Below are 20511 nucleotides of genomic sequence, written 5' to 3' on the forward strand. Positions count from 1 at the left end.
GACATCAGGTCCACAACAAGTAGTAAGCGTCAGCCAACAAGAAATCATTAATTCCAGCAGTTTTTTCTTTAAGCTACCCCGAAAAATTTATAGAGAGATTTTGACGGTGATGCAAGGTTTTGTGGAGAAGTTAATCATCGCGTTTTACTTGCTCTGCTCAGACTACTTGCAGTTCGACGGTATCGTTTTTGTGTTGATCGTCAAAACCGTTTTATGTTTTTCGGATGGGGAAGCCTTCTACAAGCCGCAATGGACGTTCCGTTGCAAACCGTGCTGAAGTCTTCTTCCCAACAAGCAGAAGAGATCAACCGTTTGGCCAATTATTTCTACCTCGCTGGGGGTTTTATTTTACTCGTTGTTGCTATTTCTACGGCTTATGTTTTATACCGCTTTCGCGAGAAAAAAGCGTCTCCCGAAAAAAGCTTAAATCCAAAATGGGAGATTGCAATGATCGGGGTTCCCGCTTTGCTGGTTGCTGTTTTTCTTTACTTCAATATAAAGACGATCCGCAGTGTTGAGCCTGATGCGAAAGGCATAAATCCCGATGTTGTCGTCACGGCGCATCAATGGTGGTGGGAAGCAAAATATCCTTCCGCTAACGTAATTGCGGCCAACGAAATTCATCTGCCCGTTGGCAAAAATATTTTGCTGAAGTTGTTGGCTGCTGATGTGATTCACGACTGGTGGATACCGCAGTTTGGCAACAAGATGGACATGGTACCAACGCAGGAAAATTTTTTATGGCTCAACATTAAACAACCCGGTGAATACTACGGTGTGTGCAGCGAATTTTGCGGCGCACAGCACGCACACATGCGCATTAAAGTTGTGGCGCAAACAGAAGCTGATTACAACAATTGGTTGACGCAACACCAACAACCGGCTACGGCTGCATCGTTGAACAACGGGGCACAATTGTTTCAAACAAAAACCTGCGGCAACTGTCACCGCATAAACGGAACGGAGGCAAAAGGAATTGCAGGCCCCGATCTTACGCATCTTGCCAGCCGCAAAACGTTGCTGGCAGGCCTTTTGGAAAACAATCCGCAAAACCTTGAAAGCTGGATCAGGCATCCGCAGCAAATAAAGCCCGGCGCCAACATGCCCGGTTTTTTGTTGGATGATTCAACGGCGAAAGCCCTTACCGCTTATTTGTGGAGTTTGAAATGAAAGCAATTTTACTCGACAACATTGAACACGATCTACCTGTTGCGCACAAAGACAGGGTTTTGTTGCGCTGGCTTTCTACGGTTGATCACAAAGAGCTCGGCATACTGTACTTGTTGGCCGCGCTGCTGTTTTTTATCATTGGCGGCACCGAAGCTTTGCTGATGCGAACACAACTGGCGGTTGCCAACAATCATTTGCTCGGCCCAGAAGCTTACAATCAACTCTTCACCATGCACGGCGTGACGATGATTTTTTTTGTAATGATGCCGGCTTTGTTGGGACTTACGGTTTACCTCACGCCGCTCATGATCGGCGCTAATGAAATGGCATTTCCAAGAGTAAACGCCTTCTCTTTTTGGATGACGTTTTTTGGTGGGCTCTTGCTTTATTTCAGCTTTGCTGCGGGCGGTGCACCCAATGCCGGTTGGTTTAATTATGCGCCGCTCAATCAGTCGCAGTATTCTACTTCACCGGGAATCAATTATTACGCAATGGGTTTGTTGCTCGGCGGCATTGGCAGCGTTACAACCGGCATTAACATCGTTGTGACCATTTTAAAGCTGCGGGTAAAAGGCATGACATTAAAACGCCTGCCGTTGTTTGTGTGGATGGCTTTGGTAAACGGATTTTTAATCATCGCGGCCTTGCCTTCGCTGAACGCTGCGCTAAGCATGTTGCTGTTGGACCGTTTGCTCGATGCGCATTTCTTCAACACAACATCCGGTGGTTCTGCGCTCTTGTGGCAGCACTTGTTTTGGATGTTCGGCCATCCCGAAGTGTACATTTTAATTCTGCCTGCTTTTGGCATTTATTCAGAGGTCTTCCAGGTTTTTTCGCAGAAGAAAATCTTTGGTTATGCCTTTGTTGCCGCTTCGTCTGTTGCCATTGGTTTGTTATCCTTTGGCGTGTGGGCGCACCACATGTTTGCAGCGGGTTTGGGCAACACGATGAACAGTTTTTTTGGCGCCAGCAGCATGTTGATCGGTATTCCTACGGGCATTAAAATTTTCAACTGGATTGCAACGATGTACGGTGGCCGCATCCGCTTAACGACGTCCATGCTTTTTGCCGTTGCGTTCTTAATCGAATTCACCATCGGCGGTTTAACGGGCATTGCTTTTAGCATTGTGCCCATTGATTGGCAACTAACCGACAGCTATTATGTGGTAGCGCATTTGCATTACGTGATACTCGGCGGTTCCTTGTTTGGCTTGTTCTCGGCTTTGTTTTATTGGTTCCCAAAAATCAGCGGCCGTATGTTGAACGAGAAGTTGGGCAAGTGGTTTTTCTGGTTGTTTGTTGCGGGCTTTAACCTCACGTTTTTTCTGCAACATTTTTTGGGGCTGATGGGCATGCCGCGAAGAGTTTATACCTATCAAAACATTCCGTACTACACGTTGTTGAATCTGCTGTCAACCGCCGGCGCTTATTTGATGGCTGCGGCGGTGATGGTTTTGCTGTACAACATTTATAAAACAGTGAAAGGCGAGAAGATAAAAAACAAAGATCCCTGGAATGCTTTTACACTGGAATGGTATGCTGATTCTCCGCCGTGCCAAAAAAATTTTGAAAACGTGCCGGTTGTCACAAGCCGGAGACCGTTTTACGATTTGAAGAATCTGGAGAAGAGAGATGTTGATTAGTTGATCAGTTGATTGGTTAATGAAAAAAGAAGAAAGAAACAGCGAAACAATCCGGGTAATCATTTAAAAATCCCGACAATCCGCGGTCATGAACAGACTAATGATGAAATTAACCATCGGCTCCGAGGCTGTCTTTTTTATCTGCCTCATTGTTTCCTATCTCTTTTTTTGGAAGAGCGGAAACTTTCAGCAGGAAGCAGCGGCGCATTTGCACATAAAAACAACGGGCTTGTTTACCGTATTGTTGCTGGGCAGCAGCTTTACCTTTTGGCGGGCCGAAAAGGCTCACAGTCAGCAAAACAATAAAGGAATGAAAGGCTGGCTAATTGCAACCATACTCCTTGGAGGTATTTTTCTGGCCGGCCAAGGCCGCGAATACTACAATCTCATCAACGAAAACGTTTGGATAAGCAAGAGTGAATTTGGCTCCAGCTTTTACACGCTGACCGGCTTTCACGGCTTGCACGTTTTCATCGGCCTGATTGTTTTGCTCATCGTTTTGTTGTTAACGATGAACGGTTATTTGCGAGACAAGGGTTCGACGGTCGTCAGTACCGTAGGCATCTATTGGCATTTTGTAGATGCAGTTTGGATTTTTGTTTTCACCACTGTTTACGTGTTGCCTTATTTGTTATGAAAGAATTGCTCGCACATTGGCAGATTGACGGAACGGCAACAACGCTTTTGTTGCTGATAACAGGTTTCATGTTTTTTACAAAGGGCTTTTCAAAAAAAACGGTTGCGTTTGCAACCTTGCTGTTGGTGGCGCTTTGTTTTTTTTCGCCGTTGGCGGTTTTGTCCTCGCACTATTTGTTCTCGGCGCACATGATTGTGCACGTATTGTTATTGCTTGCCGCCGGGCCGCTGCTTGTGTTGTGCTTGCCACCGGATGGAAAACGCTTCGGCACTTTTTTCCTTTTCTTAAAACAACATCCGCTGGCCGGATGGTTAACCGGAATCGGAACGATGTGGTTCTGGCACGTGCCGGTGCTCTTTAATTCGGCAATGGCTTTGTCCCATCACAACGGCCTTGGCATCGTTCACATCACCGAAGCTGTGAGTTTAATCGCTGCCGGTATTTTGTTTAGCGCACCTGTAATTCATCCCAATAAAAATTACCGGCTCGATGCATTGTCCGGAGTGGTTTACCTGTTCACGGCTTGCGTAGGTTGCTCTTTGCTCGGCCTGCTCATCACGTTTGCGCCACCGGGAATGTATCGTCATTTTTTATCGATGCACGATAATCTTGGTTTGAATAAAATCATTCTTCAATCAGGCATAACGCAGGCCACCGATCAACAGGCCGCAGGTTTGATTATGTGGGTGCCTTGTTGCCTGATTTATGTGAGCGGCGCGATGGTTTTGTTGATGCAATGGTTTAAACAAAAAGAAGAAGCAATCACCTATGCCGAATAATACAGAAGAAGAAATAAAACCGCCACAGCAGGAATTTGTAAAAGCAAAGCCGGAGGTTTTACCACGCCCAACCTACACGCCTTTTTTGCTCGCCTTTTCGCTCTTGCTTTTAGGCTGGGGCTTGCTGGCAACCTGGATCATTTCGGTGGCCGGCATTGTTGGAATTTTTCTTTCGCTTTACGGATGGATAAAAGAATTATTGCATGAACGAACAGACGAATCTTGACCGGCGCAAATTTTTGGTGCGATTGACGTTGCTGGCTGGCGCCGTTCCGGCGGTGCTTGTTTCCGTGCCCATTTTTAGCGCATTGCTTGGGCCTTTGCTGCAACGGCAAAAGCAAGCCTGGCGAAGGGTTGCCAGTCTTTCCGACATTGCCGTTGGCGAAACCAAGTTGATTCAATACGTGAACGCCGATCCTTTGCCCTGGGCGGGTGTTACGGCCAAGGCAGCGGCTTGGTTGCGAAGAGAAACAGAAGACAGGTTCGTTGCCTTTTCAACGCATTGTTCGCACCTCGGTTGTCCGGTTCGTTGGGAAGACAAAGCGCAATTGTTTTTGTGTCCTTGTCACGGCGGCGTGTATTACAAAGACGGGAGCGTAGCTGCAGGTCCGCCGCCAAAACCACTCACAAAAATTGATGTACGTATAAACAAGAACGACGTTGAAATTAGAACGGCGCCGGTGCCTATAACAACCATTACGCAATAATGAACCCGTTGAAAAAAGCAGCACGATGGCTCAACGACCGAAGCGGCTTCACCGAAATGCTGAAGCCGTTGCTGGATCATCCCGTGCCGCCGGGTTCAAAGTGGGCTTATGTTTTTGGCAGCGCCACGTTGTTTTGTTTTGTGCTGCAGGTAGCAACTGGCGTTGGTCTTGCGCTACTTTACCAACCCTCAAGCCAGGAAGCGTTTCAATCGCTGCAATACATTACGTACAAAGCCTCGTTGGGAAAAACCTTGCGCGGAATTCATTACTTCGGTGCGTCGGGAATGATTGTAATGGTTGGTCTTCACATGTTGCGAACGTATATCACTGCTGCGTATAAATATCCACGCGAAATGAGTTGGATTAGCGGCGTTGTGTTATTGTTGTTAACGGTGGGAATGGGCTTTACCGGACAACTGTTGCGCTGGGATGACAACGGCGTTTGGTCGGCAGTAGTTGCAGCCGAACAAATGGGAAGAATTCCCCTCATCGGAAAGTCGCTTGCACGCTTGCTCTTGGGCGGCGATACTTTGGGTGGACAAAGCCTCAGCCGATTTTTTTCTTACCACGTTTTTTTAATTCCCGCCTTGCTTTTTGTTTTCACCGGTTTTCATTTGTGGCTGGTGATGCGCAACGGCATTTCAGAACCCCCAAAAGCCGGACAATTGGTTGACCCGCGAACGTACCGGCAATGGTATAAAAACATGCTGCGCAACAGCGGCGTTCCGTTCTGGCCTTATGCGGCCTGGCGTGATGCATTGTTTGGTTCGCTCATCATCATGGCCATCGTTGTGTTGGCCGTCGTCTTTGGGCCGCCGGCGCTAACAAAGCCGCCCGATCCTTCCAACGTGATCACAACACCGCAACCCGATTGGTACCTCTTGTGGATTTACGCACTCTTTGCGCTGATGCCCGCGAAGATTGAATCCTACGTGATGTTCTTTGGCCCTTTGCTTCTTTTCTTCTTGTTGTTCGCCCTGCCTTTTGTTTCCAACAAAGGCGAACGCAGTCCGATCAAAAGGCCTTGGGCAATTGTGGGAAGTTGTTTCGTCGTGATCGTTGTCGTGTCTTTGTTGTTTGTTGGAAAAAATGCCAACTGGTCGCCAAACTTTAACGCAAAAGCGTTGACGAAAGTTTCAATTCCCGCAACAGATTCCTTAGCGCTTTCGGGTTCTGTTTTGTTTCAGCAAAAAGCCTGTTTGTATTGTCACAGCATCAACAACGAAGGCGGAAAAGTCGGGCCTGATTTAACACACGTTGCAAACCGATTGAGCGAAGAACAAATCACCATACGCATTGCAAACGGCGCGAAGAACATGCCGGCTTACGGTAGCTCTTTGTCAAACGATGAATTAAAAAAGTTAGTGGCTTTCTTAAAAACGAGAAATTAATTTCCGTTGGTCTGGTATTTGAATTCTACTTAGTACCTCAATCGCGTGCCATCCACTTCCACACTCACGGTAAAAAACAAAACCTATGGCACAAACGGTTGCAGAATACCTTATCAATCGCTTTCACGAATGGGGCGTCAACAGAATCTTTGGTTATCCCGGCGACGGCATCAACGGTTTCATGGCGGCGCTGCGCGGCGCCGAAGACAAAGTTCAATTCATTCAAACACGGCACGAAGAAATGGCGGCCTTCATGGCTTGCGCTCACGCAAAATTTACCGATGAAGTTGGTGTGTGCATGGCTACATCGGGCCCTGGCGCCATTCATTTGCTCAACGGCTTGTACGATGCCAAGATGGATCATCAACCCGTTGTGGCCATCGTTGGACAACAGGCAAGATCAGCACTGGGCGGAAGCTATCAGCAAGAAGTTGACCTCATTACTTTGTTTAAAGACGTGGCCGGTGCTTATGTGCACATGGCCTGCGAACCTTCGCAAACAAGACATCTTGTTGACCGCGCCATTCGCATTGCGCTTGCCGAACGAACCGTTACCTGCATCATCTTTCCAAATGATTTGCAGGAACTGGATTATGAAGAACCCAAACGAATGCACGGTACAATCCATTCAAGCGTCGGATACAAAAGGCCGCGCATTATTCCGCACGACACCGATTTGCAACAGGCGGCTGCCATCTTAAACGAAGGCGAAAAAGTGGCGATGCTTGTTGGTGCCGGTGCAAAAGGTTGCGAAGAAGAAATTATACAGGTAGCGGACATTCTTGGTTGCGGTGTAGCGAAGGCCTTGTTGGGCAAGGCTGTGTTGCCGGATGATTTGCCTTTTGTAACCGGTTCGATTGGCTTGTTGGGAACCGGCCCAAGCTGGGACATGATGACCGGTTGCGATACGTTGTTGATGGTGGGTTCGAGCTTTCCATATTCTGAATTTCTGCCAAAAGAAGGACAAGCCAAAGCCGTGCAGATTGACATTGACGGAAAGATGCTCGGTATTCGTTATCCCATGACCTTGAATTTGCAAGGCGACAGCAAAGCAACTTTGCAAGCACTTATTCCTTATTTAAAACGAAAAGAAGACAGAAGTTGGCGAACCAGCATAGAAGACAACATTGACAAGTGGTGGAAGATACTGGATGCAAGAGCGCAGAACAGCGCCGATCCCATCAACCCGCAATACGTGTATTGGGAATTGTCGAAACGTTTACCCGACAATTGCATTCTTTCGGCGGACAGCGGGTCAACCGCTGCATGGTTTGCAAGAGATTTAAAAGTCCGTACCGGTATGAAGGCATCGTTGTCGGGCAACCTGGCAACCATGTGTCCGGGCATGCCTTATACCATCGCGGCAAAATTTGCTTATCCCGATCGTGTTGCCATTGGATTGATAGGTGACGGCGCCATGCAAATGCTGGGCATTAACGGGTTGATAACCGTGTCCAAATATTGGAAAACATGGAAAGATCCCCGCATGATCATTTTGGTGCTCAACAACCGCGACCTGAACATGGTGAGTTGGGAACAAAGAGTCATGATCGGCGATGCAAAGTTTGACGCGTCGCAGGACGTGCCCGATTTTGCGTACGACGAATACGCAAAGCTGTTGGGACTGGAAGGCATTCGCGTGGACAATCCTGCTGACGTGAAAGATGCGCTGGACACGGCAATGGTGGTACGAAAACCCGTCGTGCTAAACGTTTATACTGATCCTGACGTTCCGATGACGCCGCCGCACGTAAGCCTGAAAGAAATGAAAGCGTTTTCATCGGCCATCTTCCACGGCGATAGCGATTCCTGGGACATGATCAAGCAAACGGCAAAGGACGTATGGTCGGAATATTTTCCGGGAAAAGGTTGATTGATTGGTTAACTGATGAAAAAGAAGTCAATGAAAGGCGAATAATGATGAACGGGTAGTTTGTCGATCCGTGAAGCCCGGTTGCAAGTTTACCCTGAGTTTGTCGGAGGACACTCTCGTACGTTCAGAACGCTGCGCAACAACAGAATCACGAAGGAGCAAAGTCTTCGTGAACCTTCGGCTCGTTATGTCTTCTCGGTTCAAGAAAAGTTTTGAAGAGGATTAAAAATGATTGATGATGATGTAAATAAGATTATTGATTTCGTTCCCGTAAAAAAACTCGACGTATCGGCTTATAAAATTCCGACCGATGCACCCGAAGCCGACGGAACCATTGACTGGAACAGCACCACGCTTGTTCTTGTGGAAATAGAAGCGGCCAACAAAACCGGTGTTGGTTACACATATGCAGATGAAGCGACGGCCTTTCTTATTCGCAATAAATTAAAAGAACTCGTTCTTCAAAAAAACGCACTCGACATACAAGGCATTAATCTTTTTCTCACGCAGCAAATTCGCAACAGCGGAACCTGCGGCATTGCACTGATGGCCGTCTCCGCCATTGATAACGCACTCTGGGATCTTAAAGCGAAAATTTTTGATGTACCGCTTTGCAAGTTATTGGGACAAGTAAAAGAAGCCATGCTCGTTTACGGCAGTGGCGGCTTTACATCGTATAACAAAAAACAGTTGCAGCAACAGTTTGCGGGTTGGCCAGAAGAAGGCATCCGCTACCTGAAAATGAAAGTGGGAAAGCATCCCGAAAAAGACGTGCAGCGGGTGAAAGAAGCAAGAGATGTTTTAAAAGATGACGTGCAATTAATGATTGATGCCAACGGTGCTTACAGCGCAAAGCAAGCCTTGCAAAAAGCGGCTGAAGTTTCGCAATACAACGTTAGCTGGTTTGAAGAACCCGTTTCTTCCGATAACCTTGAAGGCCTGCGTTTCATTCGCGAACACGCACCGGCGCAAATGAACATCGCCGCCGGCGAATACGGTTATAATCTGCCGTATTTCGAAGCCATGCTGCACGCAAAAGCCGTTGATGTTTTGCAAGCCGATGCCACGCGTTGCGGCGGCATTACAGGATTTTTAAAAGCCGGTTTTCTGGCTGAAGCGCACCAGCTTCCGTATTCATCGCATTGTGCGCCAGCCCTGCATTTGCACGCAGCCGTTTGTTTGCCGTCTTTTTTCATCGCCGAATATTTCCACGACCACGTTCGCATTGAACGCACGTTGTTCGACGGCGTACCCGCTGTTGAGAACGGAGAAATAAAACCCGATTCATCACGTCCCGGTTTTGGATTGGAATTCAAACGCCGGGACGCAGAAAAATACAAATGCTAACCGCAAGACCTTTAGGCTTTTAAAATTTTATAGGTCTTCAAAACGGAACCGTACCAACGAAAACTTTAAGATTTTTTGTGCCGCTGTGTTGACGAGTAAACCTTCGAAACGATGACGGCCGTTGTTTCCGGCCCGAAGGATTACATGTTTAGGGCACCATGCGTAAACGTTTCTCCCGACTCAAAGAGTCGCACCTCCACGTTCGGCTCTTTGAGTCGGTCAAACATTTTGCGAAGGCTTCTACATACGTGCGACGCTTCGGGCCGGAAGAAGTCTTCGATGCAGGGCAGTGAAAAACTTATCAGCTTAAAAATTTTTTTATGTCAATACAACACACGAAAGACAAAGTGAAAGGGAATAAGGAATCCGAAAAGAAACCGGAAGTCAACATTCAAACCGATAGCAAATCCAAAGTTAACGGACAAGTATTGGACCCGCGGTTTCAAACAAAATATTCCATCGGTGTTGACGCAAAAGCTTTGCAGAAAGAATTGAAAAAAGCTGTTAGCGGTGAAGTTCGTTTCGACGACGGCAGCCGTGCGTTGTATTCAACCGATGCATCTAATTATCGCCAAATCCCCATCGGCGTTGTGCTTCCAAAAACCGAAGACGACATCATCAACACCATCAACATTTGTAGAAAATATGGTGCGCCGATTTTAAGCCGTGGCGGCGGAACATCGTTGGCAGGACAATGTTGCAACGTGGCTGTAATGATGGACATGAGCAAATACTACAACAATGTTTTGCACATTGACAAAGAGAAAAAATTGGTGACTGTACAACCCGGAATTGTTCTCGATGAAATGCGCCACACTACCGAACGAAAAGCCGGTTTAACCTTTGGTCCCGATCCCGCTACACACGACCACTGCACCATCGGCGGCATGTTGGGAAACAATTCCTGCGGTGTACATTCCGTGATGGCGCAGTTTGAAGGCTACGGCGCACGGACCTCCGACAACACCGAAAGCATCACCGTTGTTACGTATGATGGCCTTAAGATTAAGGCTGGACCAACCTCGGATGATGAATACAATCAAATCCAAAAAGAAGGCGGACGGAAAGCAGAAATCTATCGCAAGATGCGTGAGCTGCGCGACAAATACACCGACTTGATCAAGCAAAAATTTCCAAACATTCCGCGCCGCGTTTCAGGCTATAATCTTCCCGCACTCTTGCCCGAAAACGGTTTCAACGTGGCACACGCACTGGTGGGTTCTGAAAGCACCCTGGTGACCATAACCGAGGCCACGATGAAACTCATTACCACGCCAAAAGAACGAAGCCTTTTGGTGTTGGGTTATCCGAGTTTGCCCGATGCCGGTTATGCGGTGCCCGGGATCATGCAGCACAAACCTATCGGTCTCGAAGGCCTTGATGATTTGCTCATCGAATTCATGCGGAGAAAGGGTTTGAACATAAACGACATTCCGCTTTTGCCAAAGGGCAACGCCTGGCTGATGGTGGAATTTGGCGGTGATTCAAAAGAAGACGCCGACAACAAAGCAAAAGCTTTGATGGATGAATTGAAGAAGAAAAATGCACCGCCTTCCATGAGTTTGTTCGACGATCCGGCACAGGAAAAAAAGTTATGGGAGGTGCGTGAATCGGGGCTTGGCGCAACCGCCTGGGTGCCCGGCGAACCCAATGGCGGGCCGGGTTGGGAAGACAGCGCCGTTGACCCTAAAAACGTTGGCGATTATCTCAAAGACCTTCGTGCTCTGTTTGACAAATACGGCTATAAACCTTCTATTTATGGCCACTTCGGGCAAGGCTGTATTCACTGTCGTGTGGGCTTTGATTTTCTTACCAAAGGAGGCATTGAAAAGTACAAGCAGTTCACCATCGAAGCATCGCACCTGGTGGTGAAATACGGCGGTTCGCTTTCGGGTGAACACGGCGATGGGCAAGCGAGAGGCGATCTGTTGGAGATTATGTACGGAAAAGAATTGGTGGAAGCGTTTAAAGAATTCAAACGCATCTGGGACCCTGAGTGGAAAATGAATCCCGGAAAAATTGTGGACACTTATGGACAAACCAACGATCTGCGGTTGGGCACTGATTACAATCCGCCTAAACTAAAAACGCATTTTGGCTTTCCAGACGATGCTTTTAGTTGGGAACGCATCACGCTTAAATGCGTTGGCGTGGGCGAATGTAGAAGACACGAAGGCGGCACCATGTGCCCGAGCTACATGGTTACACGTGAAGAAATGCACAGCACCCGCGGCCGTTCGCGTTTGCTTTATGAAATGTTGCACGGCGATGTGCTCAAAGGCGGATGGAAAGATGAACACGTCAAAGAAGCGCTGGACTTGTGTTTGGCCTGCAAAGGTTGCAAAGGCGATTGTCCGGTAAACGTGGACATGGCAACTTACAAATCGGAATTCCTTTCGCACTATTACGAACGAAAGCTGCGGCCAAGAACGGCGTATGTCTTTGGATGGATTTATTGGTGGAGCAGAATGGCTTCGTTCATGCCCGGCGTTTTTAATTTTTTGATGCACGCGCCTTTCATCAGCAACATCACAAAAGCATTAGCAGGCATTGCGCCGCAACGCAAAATGCCGAAGTATGCGGAGCAAACGTTTAAGAGTTGGTTCAGCAACCGGCAATCGGCAATCGGCAATCAGCCACAACCCACAACCCACAAACAAACCGTTATTCTTTGGGCCGATACCTTCAACAATTATTTTTTACCGCAAACGTTGGTGGCCGGTGTTGAAGTGTTGGAAGCGGCAGGCTTTAAAGTCATCGTTCCAAAAAAATCAATGTGCTGCGGACGACCGCTTTACGATTTCGGCATGTTGAACACAGCTAAGCGAATGCTGGTTGACATCATGCAAACCTTGCATGATGAAATAAAAGAGGGCGTGCCGATTGTTGGCCTGGAACCCAGTTGCGTAGCGGTTTTTCGCGATGAGTTGCACAATCTTTTTCCGCACGATGAACAAGCCAGCCGCTTGTCGAAGCAAGTGTTTACGCTGGGCGAATTCCTGGAAAAGAAAGCGCCGGATTTCAAAATTCCTGCACTGAAACAAAAGGCAATTGTGCACGGACATTGTCATCACAGTTCCATTATGAAGATGGATTGCGAAAAGAAAGTGCTGGACAAAACAGGCCTGGATTACGAAGTACTGCCCACAACCTGTTGCGGCATGGCCGGATACTTTGGTTATGAAAAAGGCCAACACTACGACGTTTCCATTAAAGCCGGTGAACTCCTGCTCTTGCCAAAAGTGCGTGAAGCAGATGAAGAAACCATTGTTATTGCAGACGGATTTAGTTGCCGCGAACAAATAGAACAGGAGACGGACAGAAAAGGAATGCACTTGGCGCAGGTGCTGCAAATGGCTTTGCACGAAAAAGAAGCGGTGAAACGACCGGAGAAGAAATACGTTGACGACATGGCATTGAAAAATCCGCACAAGAAGAGAAGCGGTTTGTTGCTGCTTGGTGTGGTGGTTTTGAGTGCGGGTTATTTGTTGTGGAAGGCGAAAAGAAAGGAATAATATTTCACGCAGCGATTGCGTGCAAGGATGCCGCACAGCGAACAAGACGTACAAGAGTGCGACGCAAGAGAAGCTCAATGCACAGGCGAACCCTTGGCTCATAAAAAAACAAAACATGAAATACAAACTTTTAAACGGAATTGACAACGCCACTTACGCACTGGTTTTTGACAGCGGCGACGAAGTAATGAACTTGTTGAAAACATTCGCCAACGAACATTCGCTCAAAGCGGCACGCTTCACCGCCATCGGTGCGTTTAGCGGTGTGGATCTGGGCTTTTTTGATTTTGGAATCAAGGACTATAAAAAGATTCCGGTGAACGAACAAGTCGAAGTGCTTTCGCTCATTGGCGACGTGGCTTTGTACGGTGATGACTCCAAACTTCATGCGCATGTGGTGGTAGGAAGATCAGACGGATCAACGATGGGCGGCCATTTGCTGAAGGCCGTTGTGCATCCAACGTTGGAATTAATATTGGAAGAATCGCCGGGCTATTTACAACGACGAATGGACAAAGAAACCGGGCTGCCACTAATTGATATTTCTGAACCTGAAAAACGATGAATATGGAAATTGGAAAGAAAATATGGGCCATTGCCGAAGGCTACATTCCCGCGTGGAGCAACGGTCCCGGACGTGAATTTGTGAGCCACGAAGCAGCCTGCATTTTAAACGCAAACGATACGGAAGCACACCTTCAACTCACCATTTATTTTTCCGATAAAGAACCTGTGGGGCCGTACAAGATAACGGTGCCCGCAAAGCGTACGCTGCACCTTCGGTTCAACGATTTAAAAGAGCCTCAACCCATTCCGTTGGGCACGGATTATTCCAGCGTTTTTGTATCGGACGTGCCTGTGGTAATTCAGCACACACGGTTGGATTCAAGACAAGATGCGAATGCTTTGCTCAGCACCATCGCCTTTGCGCAATGACGACAATTTGCAACGAGCAACGGGCCATGAGCAAATGAAATTGAACAAGAAAAAAGGATGTTATGATTCCAGAATGGTTGAAAGCAGGTTTGTGGGGATTGCTGGCCGGTTCGGCTTTGATCATCGGTGCGTTGATTGGCTATTATGCCAATATTGGTCAACGGTGGATTGCGGCCATCATGGCTTTCGGTAGCGGCGTTTTAATCTCGGCGCTTTCGTTTGACCTCATGGATGAAGCGTATAAAACAGGCGGCTTCGATTCAACAGCAATTGGTTTTGTAAGCGGCGCATTTGTGTACACAATGGCAAATGTTCTTCTGGCAAAAAAAGGCGCCAGGCACCGCAAGCGCTCGGGCAACCAGCAGCCTTCGGAAGATGAAAACAGCGGCAGCGGCATGGCCATTGCGCTGGGCTCTTTGCTCGACGGCATTCCCGAATCTATCGTCATAGGCGTGAGTATGATTCATTCCGGCGCGGTAAGTATGGTGGCGGTCATTGCTATCTTTCTCTCCAACGTGCCCGAAGGTTTATCAAGTGCTGCGGGCATGAAAAAAGCCAAACGACCGGCCCGCTATGTTTTTCTCATTTGGTTTGGCATTGCCGTTATCAGCGGCGTGGCTTCGCTTTGCGGTTTTGTCATTTTTGATCGCTTCAGCTCCGATGTGATTGCCGCCACAACGGCCATTGCCGCCGGCGCTATTTTGTCCATGCTTTCCGATACGATGATACCCGAAGCTTTTGAAGTGGCGCACAACTACGCCGGGTTGATTACCGTGATTGGTTTTTTGTGCGCTTTTGTTTTATCAAAAATTGCCTGATGGCTCAAAATAAAATTTATGAAAATTGCGCAAGTCGCTCCTTTATATGAATCCGTTCCGCCAAAGCTTTACGGCGGCACTGAAAGAGTGGTATCTTATTTAACGGAAGAATTGGTGAGACAAGGTCACGCGGTAACGTTGTTCGCTTCGGGAGATTCGGTTACGTCCGCAAACCTGGTAAGCTGTTCCGAAACCGCGTTGCGGCTGAACGATGATTGCTGCGATCCGTTGGCGCTCCACGTTGTGCAGATTGAAAAAGTGCTGGAACGGGCGGACGAATTTGACGTCGTTCATTTTCACATAGACTACTTGCATTTTCCTTCGACGGAAAAATTGCGAACGCCGCACCTCACCACCTTGCACGGAAGGCTTGACATTCCAGAACTGCAGCTTATCTATAACGCATTTCATCAACCCGTAGTTTCTATTTCCAACAGCCAGCGCAAACCTTTGCCCCAGGCCAATTTCGTGGCAACAGTGCACCACGGTTTGCCCTTGAATTTACTAAGGCAAGGCCAGGGCAAGGGCGGTTATCTTGCTTTTTTAGGAAGGATTTCTCCCGAGAAAGGTTTGGACAAAGCCATCGAATGGGCCGTGCAAGCCGGACTGAAATTGAAGATTGCGGCCAAAGTGGACAAGGCCGACACAGTGTATTACGAATCGTTGATAAAACCGCTGCTGCAACATCCGCTTGTAGAGTTTATTGGCGAAATCAACGAGCGCCAAAAGCAGGAATTTTTGGGCAACGCACTGGCGCTATTGTTCCCCATTAATTGGAACGAACCCTTCGGCCTTGTGATGATTGAAGCCATGGCTTGCGGCACGCCGGTCATTGCGCACAGCACGGGTTCTGTACCCGAGATCATTGAAAACGAAAGAAACGGTTTCCTTGTTTCTTCAACCGCAGAAGCCGTAAAGATTATTCACACATTAAAGACGATTGACCGCGGCCTGATTCGAAACGTTTTTGAAGAAAAGTTTACAGCGGAGCGAATGGCTGCCGATTATTTGCAGCTTTATAAAAAGCTCATCGCCTTGTCGGGCGCGGTCACTAAACGCACGGAAACAACGTCTCTGTTCGAAAACAAACGGGAAAGAATCTTTTAAAATTGAAGAACCATGATTGCAACAAAAGAACTCACCACCAACGAAAAATACCACGTCGGTTCCGAATCGTTCAACTACGATGAGCGAACACACGTGATGAACCACATTGATACCTTTTGCATCTTCGACCGCTGGGGCGACATTCACCCCAAAGGCAAAAAGGCGCACGGCATTTTTTACAAAGGCACACGCTATTTAAACCGGCTGGAGTTGCAGCTCAATCACAAGCGTCCGGTGTTACTAAGTTCATCGGTAAAAGCCGACAACGAAGTGCTTTCGGTGGACTTGACCAATCCCGATATTGTCAAGTGCGGCATCAAGGAAAACAGCGTTCACATCAACCGCCGGCAATTCATTCGCAACGGTGTTTTTTACGAAGAAATTGATCTGCAGAATTTCAGCAGCGCCACTTGTTCTTTCGACGTTACACTTTCTTTTGGTGCTGACTTCAGCGACATTTTTGAAATACGCGGCATGAACCGCCTTGTGGACGTTCCGCATCCGAAACTTTCCACTGACAAAAACAAAATCATTTTTGATTATACCGGCCTTGATGAAGTGCAACGCACCACGGAGATCGTTTTCCGCGAGGAGCAGCAAGCCGTTATTCACAAGGCAACCGTTGCTTTTGATCTTCGGTTAGAGCCGCATCAGTCTTACAAAATTGACTACGCCGCTTGTTTTAAAAACAGCGAAGACGGGAAACAAAAGCTCAATGAAAAAAGATCTTTAGACGAAGTAAAAAACGGGCTTCTACAGGAAATTGAACAAACGGAATCTTTGTTTGCCGCTGTGCAAAGCAGCAACGAAAATTTCAACGGATGGCTCAACCGGTCGCGGATAGATTTACAATCGCTGTTGGCAAAAACGCCGCACGGTTATTATCCCTATGCCGGTGTGCCCTGGTACAACACGGCCTTTGGCCGCGACGGCATCATTACGGCCATGGAAGTGCTTTGGGTGGCGCCGCAAATTGCCCGTGATGCGCTACGTTTTTTGGCGGCCACACAATCCAAAAAAATGGACTCGGCCAACGACGCTGAACCGGGGAAAATCATTCACGAAATGCGGCACGGCGAAATGGCCAATACCGGCGAGGTTCCTTTTAAGCAGTATTACGGCACCGTTGACGCCACACCGCTTTTTTTAATGCTGGCAGGAATGTATTACCAGCAGACCGCCGATGTGGAAACGATAAAAAAAATATGGCCGAACATTAAAGCCGCCGTGAACTGGATTGACCAATACGGCGATGTGGACGGCGACGGTTTTGTGGAGTACAAAAACAAATCGAAGGACGGATTGACCAACCAGGGATGGAAAGATTCTTACGACGCCATCATGTACGCCAACGGTGAATTGTGCACCGCACCCATCGCTTTGTGCGAAGTGCAGGGCTATGTGTACGCAGCCAAAAAAGGTACGGCGGTTTTGGCGCATGTGATGAACGAGAAAGAATACGCTGAAGGATTGGAACGTGCAGCAAGTGAATTGAAAAACGTCTTCAACAAAAAGTTCTGGGACAAAGAACTGGGCGCTTACGTGCTGGCACTCGACGGCGATAAAAAGCCCTGTAAAGTTCTTGCCTCCAACGCCGGTCATTGTTTGTTCACCGGCATTGCCGATGACAAACATGCGGCATCAGTGGCAAAGCAATTTACAAGCAAAGAAATGTTTACCGGCTGGGGTGTACGAACGCTGGCACAGACCGAAGTGCGGTACAATCCCATGTCGTACCACGACGGCTCGGTGTGGCCGCACGACAATGCACTGATTGCGTTTGGCCTGGCGAAATACGGGCAAACCGAAGCAGCCCTGCAAATCATGAAAGGTTTGTTTGACGCATCGTTGTTCATAGACCTTCAACGAATGCCCGAACTGTTTTGCGGTTTTGAGCGAAGGCCAAACGAAGGGCCGGTGGCTTATCCCGTTGCCTGTTCGCCGCAGGCCTGGGCCGTGGGTGTGGTCTATCTACTCTTGCAGGCTTGCCTGCAATTGCAGGTTGACGGCGTGAAAAAAATTGTTTCGTTCAACAAGCCACAGCTTCCCGATTTCCTGAAACACCTCGTAATTACCCGCTTGCCCGTTGGCGAAAGCTTTTGTCATTTTGAAGTTTATCGCCACAAGCAAGACGTAAGCTTTCACGTCATTGAAAAACCCGCGGATTGGGAGGTGATCATCCGGCAATAAAGAAAGAAGAGATGGAGAGCGAAGAAGCAGGAGAGAAGAATAAAGACCCACAAGCCTTTGCAAAAAATTTGCTTTGCCTGACACGGTTTTTGCCCTTCTAAACAGATACAGAATTATTGACGTTCTACAAATACACAGCTATGAAAAACGATACGACGCATCCGGCTTTTATCATTGGTCTTGTCAGTTATTTTTTGCTCATCATGGGCGTGGTGCTAAAAGGCAACGTGATACACTGGAGCTACGATGTAATTTTAGCCGCCTTTGTTTTTGGGGCCGTCCATTGGGTTTGGGCCATCATTGATGTCTTTACGAACGAGGATTTAAAAGGAACGCCGAGCCGGCCTCTGTGGATTCTTGTCGTCATTATTTTAGCGCCTCTGGGCGGAATGTTGTACTACGCCATGAAGCGCAAACGCATCAGCTTCTAATCAGGAGCAGAAAAAGTCTTTCCGGTTGAATTTATGCACCGTAAAAGAAAGGGTTCAAACTTGTGAATGCTGTTGTTCAGACAACGGGCCTGTTGGCCGGACCGTCGTTCGCATTCGTGTCGTTTTCGTTGCTGGAATCCGGCGGTAAATTTTTGTTGCTTGCCGGCATTACGCTACCCGGGTTGCCAATTGTTCTTTCGTTAAAAGCGCTTCGCGAACGCAATGGCCGGTCCGCTTCACGGGGCGATCCTTTTTTGTAAGACGTTTCCTCGTCGGGTCTTTCCGGGAGGGCTCTTGATTTTTTTCGCATGGCTGTTACAACCATACCCACGATTAAAATAAAAGCCACAATCCCGAAGAATATTAAACTAAACATATCCTCAATTTTTTATTATTTATAAAGCTTCAAAAACCGTGCATACTTGCAGCGGCAACGTGTTTGCGAGCCTTTCACAATCAGTAAAATTCTTTGCCGGCGCTTCTACTTTTCTTTCTGTACAAGTGCATCAGCCAAGGCCTGCCATTGCAGTTTAGAAACGCCGTGCTTGGCGCTAAGTCCTACAGCGGCATTGCGTACTTTGTCCAGCGGTTCTTCGGTTTCTTCATTGGCTTCTATGTTGCGGTCGTAAATAGATGCAGTGACGGTATTGCCTTCGCGGCTAACGACAAACGTGCTGGTTGATTTTTTAGAAAAGAAATGCGCAACGGCCTTGTTATCGCTTTGCGGATTCTCTGCGGGGCGAACAAGAATGGCGATGCTGTCTACATCGGCCTGATGAACTTCTTTCAGGTCTTCCACGCTGGCCCAGTCGTAACCTTCGCCGGCTTTGCTCCCCGGTCCCGGAATGTCAATGCGAAAATGATCGCCCTTGCGCACGAGCCTGTTTGCTGTATTGCCTTTGTCGTCCGTTAATTCAAAATCTGCGCTTAGGGCGCCGGCCATCTTGCTCCAGTCATGTACGCGAAGCAAACGCTCTTTGGCCACTTCGTAAAAAGCTTTGGCTTCCTGCTCGCTTTGTAACGGAAGGCTGGCTTCTGCCGTAATGGCTTTGCCTTGCGTGTTTTCAGGAACAAGTCCTGTGTAGTTTTTCGGTTTCATGCAAAGAACGCAGTAAAGTTCATGCCATTGGCGTAAGCGTGAAGCATGTTTTCAGTCTCTGGCAACAGCTTTTAATGCAAGCGACGAACCGGTTTAAGAAATGAATGGATTATCGTACACAAGAGCAGAATAATGGACAAGAATACAGCCGTTCGCAACAAAAGAAAATCTTTTTCCTTCGTTGGTTTGACAATTGAGCGTTTTATTTTTCAAACACAACCGTATCGGGTGAAGCGCCAAGGGCGGGCAAAACATTTTGCATCGCTTCCACCATCTTCGGCGGGCCGCACAAGTAAAAATGTTTGCTGAAATCGTCAACGTTTTCTTTTAAAAACTGTTCGTTGATGTAGCCTTTGCGATGAGTAGTTTCGGGTTGGTTTGTAATCACGTAAACCGCATCATCGCCCAGCATATCGGTTAATTCGTCCTTCAGGATAATGTCGCTATCGGTTTTGTTGGAAAAGAAAAGTTTGTTGCCTTTTAGCCTGTTCTCTTTTTTAAGTTGGCGAAGAATGGAAATGAACGGTGTGATGCCCGCGCCGCCTGCAATAAAATAGCCGGGCCCTTTGTATTCGATGGCGCCCCACACATCGCTAACGATGAGTTCATCGCCGGGTTTTAACGTGTTCAGTTCGTTGGTTACGCCGGGATGATCGCTGTAAATCTTAATCGTAAACTCAAGATGCGGCGCATCGTTCAAGGCCGTAAACGTAAAGGGCCGCCGCTCTTCTTCCCAGTCTTTTTTGTTAATAGAAACTTCCGTGGCTTGTCCAGGAATAAATTGATAGCCCGCGGGCTTTTCGCATTGAAAACGCTTTACATCGTGTGTTACGTTCTCAATTGATTTTATCTTAATGACGTGTTCCAT

19 protein-coding genes are annotated in these 20511 nt (G+C 47.8%); 16 read left to right on the forward strand and 3 right to left on the reverse strand.

What is annotated here, in order from left to right; genetic code table 11:
- The first annotated feature begins 213 nt into the window (after nucleotides 1–213).
- From coxB to FSB75_RS00660, 16 genes are all read left to right on the forward strand, one after another.
- On the forward strand, nucleotides 214–1170 hold the full coding sequence (gene coxB / locus FSB75_RS00585; RefSeq protein WP_146781393.1) for a cytochrome c oxidase subunit II: 957 nt from the start codon (nucleotides 214–216) through the stop codon (nucleotides 1168–1170).
- Nucleotides 1167–2813 carry a cytochrome c oxidase subunit I gene (gene ctaD, locus FSB75_RS00590; protein WP_146781395.1) on the forward strand — a complete coding sequence of 549 codons (1647 nt, stop codon included), beginning with the start codon at nucleotides 1167–1169 and terminating at the stop codon, nucleotides 2811–2813. The genes coxB and ctaD overlap by 4 nt, the downstream gene beginning before the upstream one ends.
- Before the next feature lie 88 nt (nucleotides 2814–2901).
- On the forward strand, nucleotides 2902–3450 hold the full coding sequence (locus FSB75_RS00595; RefSeq protein ID WP_146781397.1) for a cytochrome c oxidase subunit 3: 549 nt from the start codon (nucleotides 2902–2904) through the stop codon (nucleotides 3448–3450).
- A complete protein-coding gene (locus FSB75_RS00600) occupies nucleotides 3447–4229 on the forward strand; it encodes a cytochrome c oxidase assembly protein (RefSeq protein WP_146781399.1) in 783 nt (260 codons plus the stop codon). The genes FSB75_RS00595 and FSB75_RS00600 overlap by 4 nt, the downstream gene beginning before the upstream one ends.
- A complete protein-coding gene (locus FSB75_RS00605) occupies nucleotides 4219–4455 on the forward strand; it encodes a hypothetical protein (protein ID WP_146781401.1) in 237 nt (78 codons plus the stop codon). Before FSB75_RS00600 ends, FSB75_RS00605 begins: the two co-directional genes overlap by 11 nt.
- Nucleotides 4433–4936: a QcrA and Rieske domain-containing protein gene (locus FSB75_RS00610; RefSeq protein ID WP_146781403.1), complete on the forward strand. Its 504-nt coding sequence runs from the start codon at nucleotides 4433–4435 to the stop codon at nucleotides 4934–4936. The genes FSB75_RS00605 and FSB75_RS00610 overlap by 23 nt, the downstream gene beginning before the upstream one ends.
- Nucleotides 4936–6327 carry a cytochrome b N-terminal domain-containing protein gene (locus FSB75_RS00615; RefSeq protein WP_146781405.1) on the forward strand — a complete coding sequence of 464 codons (1392 nt, stop codon included), beginning with the start codon at nucleotides 4936–4938 and terminating at the stop codon, nucleotides 6325–6327. The genes FSB75_RS00610 and FSB75_RS00615 overlap by 1 nt, the downstream gene beginning before the upstream one ends.
- A gap of 85 nt (nucleotides 6328–6412) precedes the next feature.
- Complete coding sequence (locus FSB75_RS00620) at nucleotides 6413–8200, forward strand: thiamine pyrophosphate-requiring protein (RefSeq protein ID WP_146781406.1); 1788 nt, start codon at nucleotides 6413–6415, stop codon at nucleotides 8198–8200.
- Between the two features lie 228 nt (nucleotides 8201–8428).
- The gene (locus tag FSB75_RS00625) at nucleotides 8429–9547 is read left to right on the forward strand and encodes an enolase C-terminal domain-like protein (RefSeq protein ID WP_146781408.1); all 1119 of its coding nucleotides are present in this window, start codon (nucleotides 8429–8431) and stop codon (nucleotides 9545–9547) included.
- A gap of 320 nt (nucleotides 9548–9867) precedes the next feature.
- Nucleotides 9868–13062 (forward strand): FAD-binding and (Fe-S)-binding domain-containing protein, encoded by a 3195-nt coding sequence (locus FSB75_RS00630; RefSeq protein WP_146781410.1) that lies wholly within the window; start codon nucleotides 9868–9870, stop codon nucleotides 13060–13062.
- Nucleotides 13063–13177: 115 nt separating this feature from the next.
- On the forward strand, nucleotides 13178–13627 hold the full coding sequence (locus FSB75_RS00635) for a PPC domain-containing DNA-binding protein (RefSeq protein ID WP_146781412.1): 450 nt from the start codon (nucleotides 13178–13180) through the stop codon (nucleotides 13625–13627).
- 2 nt (nucleotides 13628–13629) lie between these two features.
- Nucleotides 13630–13998, forward strand: a complete 369-nt coding sequence (locus FSB75_RS00640; protein ID WP_227990732.1) for a sensory rhodopsin transducer — start codon at nucleotides 13630–13632, stop codon at nucleotides 13996–13998.
- A 62-nt stretch (nucleotides 13999–14060) separates the two neighbouring features.
- Nucleotides 14061–14816, forward strand: a complete 756-nt coding sequence (locus FSB75_RS00645; protein ID WP_146781416.1) for a ZIP family metal transporter — start codon at nucleotides 14061–14063, stop codon at nucleotides 14814–14816.
- A gap of 18 nt (nucleotides 14817–14834) precedes the next feature.
- Nucleotides 14835–15923 carry a glycosyltransferase family 4 protein gene (locus FSB75_RS00650; RefSeq protein ID WP_146781418.1) on the forward strand — a complete coding sequence of 363 codons (1089 nt, stop codon included), beginning with the start codon at nucleotides 14835–14837 and terminating at the stop codon, nucleotides 15921–15923.
- 12 nt (nucleotides 15924–15935) lie between these two features.
- On the forward strand, nucleotides 15936–18113 hold the full coding sequence (locus tag FSB75_RS00655; protein ID WP_146781420.1) for an amylo-alpha-1,6-glucosidase: 2178 nt from the start codon (nucleotides 15936–15938) through the stop codon (nucleotides 18111–18113).
- 140 nt (nucleotides 18114–18253) lie between these two features.
- A complete protein-coding gene (locus tag FSB75_RS00660) occupies nucleotides 18254–18544 on the forward strand; it encodes a PLDc N-terminal domain-containing protein (RefSeq protein WP_146781422.1) in 291 nt (96 codons plus the stop codon).
- 76 nt (nucleotides 18545–18620) lie between these two features.
- Here the strand turns inward: FSB75_RS00660 and FSB75_RS00665 are convergent, their stop codons facing one another.
- The 3 genes from FSB75_RS00665 to FSB75_RS00675 form a co-directional block, all read right to left on the reverse strand.
- Nucleotides 18621–18920 (reverse strand): hypothetical protein, encoded by a 300-nt coding sequence (locus tag FSB75_RS00665; protein WP_146781424.1) that lies wholly within the window; start codon nucleotides 18918–18920, stop codon nucleotides 18621–18623.
- 105 nt (nucleotides 18921–19025) lie between these two features.
- Nucleotides 19026–19643: a hypothetical protein gene (locus FSB75_RS00670; protein ID WP_146781426.1), complete on the reverse strand. Its 618-nt coding sequence runs from the start codon at nucleotides 19641–19643 to the stop codon at nucleotides 19026–19028.
- A gap of 202 nt (nucleotides 19644–19845) precedes the next feature.
- Nucleotides 19846–20511 (reverse strand): FAD-binding oxidoreductase, encoded by a 666-nt coding sequence (locus FSB75_RS00675; protein ID WP_146781428.1) that lies wholly within the window; start codon nucleotides 20509–20511, stop codon nucleotides 19846–19848.

This window comes from Flavisolibacter ginsenosidimutans (assembly GCF_007970805.1).
GTDB lineage: Bacteria > Bacteroidota > Bacteroidia > Chitinophagales > Chitinophagaceae > Flavisolibacter > Flavisolibacter ginsenosidimutans.

Coding starts and splice junctions, on each gene's coding strand:
- coxB (WP_146781393.1), top strand. CDS start 214: ATGTTTTTCGGATGGGGAAGCCTTCTACAAGCCGCAATGGACGTTCCG.
- ctaD (WP_146781395.1), top strand. CDS start 1,167: ATGAAAGCAATTTTACTCGACAACATTGAACACGATCTACCTGTTGCG.
- FSB75_RS00595 (WP_146781397.1), top strand. CDS start 2,902: ATGAACAGACTAATGATGAAATTAACCATCGGCTCCGAGGCTGTCTTT.
- FSB75_RS00600 (WP_146781399.1), top strand. CDS start 3,447: ATGAAAGAATTGCTCGCACATTGGCAGATTGACGGAACGGCAACAACG.
- FSB75_RS00605 (WP_146781401.1), top strand. CDS start 4,219: ATGCCGAATAATACAGAAGAAGAAATAAAACCGCCACAGCAGGAATTT.
- FSB75_RS00610 (WP_146781403.1), top strand. CDS start 4,433: ATGAACGAACAGACGAATCTTGACCGGCGCAAATTTTTGGTGCGATTG.
- FSB75_RS00615 (WP_146781405.1), top strand. CDS start 4,936: ATGAACCCGTTGAAAAAAGCAGCACGATGGCTCAACGACCGAAGCGGC.
- FSB75_RS00620 (WP_146781406.1), top strand. CDS start 6,413: ATGGCACAAACGGTTGCAGAATACCTTATCAATCGCTTTCACGAATGG.
- FSB75_RS00625 (WP_146781408.1), top strand. CDS start 8,429: ATGATTGATGATGATGTAAATAAGATTATTGATTTCGTTCCCGTAAAA.
- FSB75_RS00630 (WP_146781410.1), top strand. CDS start 9,868: ATGTCAATACAACACACGAAAGACAAAGTGAAAGGGAATAAGGAATCC.
- FSB75_RS00635 (WP_146781412.1), top strand. CDS start 13,178: ATGAAATACAAACTTTTAAACGGAATTGACAACGCCACTTACGCACTG.
- FSB75_RS00640 (WP_227990732.1), top strand. CDS start 13,630: ATGGAAATTGGAAAGAAAATATGGGCCATTGCCGAAGGCTACATTCCC.
- FSB75_RS00645 (WP_146781416.1), top strand. CDS start 14,061: ATGATTCCAGAATGGTTGAAAGCAGGTTTGTGGGGATTGCTGGCCGGT.
- FSB75_RS00650 (WP_146781418.1), top strand. CDS start 14,835: ATGAAAATTGCGCAAGTCGCTCCTTTATATGAATCCGTTCCGCCAAAG.
- FSB75_RS00655 (WP_146781420.1), top strand. CDS start 15,936: ATGATTGCAACAAAAGAACTCACCACCAACGAAAAATACCACGTCGGT.
- FSB75_RS00660 (WP_146781422.1), top strand. CDS start 18,254: ATGAAAAACGATACGACGCATCCGGCTTTTATCATTGGTCTTGTCAGT.
- FSB75_RS00665 (WP_146781424.1), bottom strand. CDS start 18,920: ATGTTTAGTTTAATATTCTTCGGGATTGTGGCTTTTATTTTAATCGTG.
- FSB75_RS00670 (WP_146781426.1), bottom strand. CDS start 19,643: ATGAAACCGAAAAACTACACAGGACTTGTTCCTGAAAACACGCAAGGC.
- FSB75_RS00675 (WP_146781428.1), bottom strand. CDS start 20,511: ATGGAACACGTCATTAAGATAAAATCAATTGAGAACGTAACACACGAT.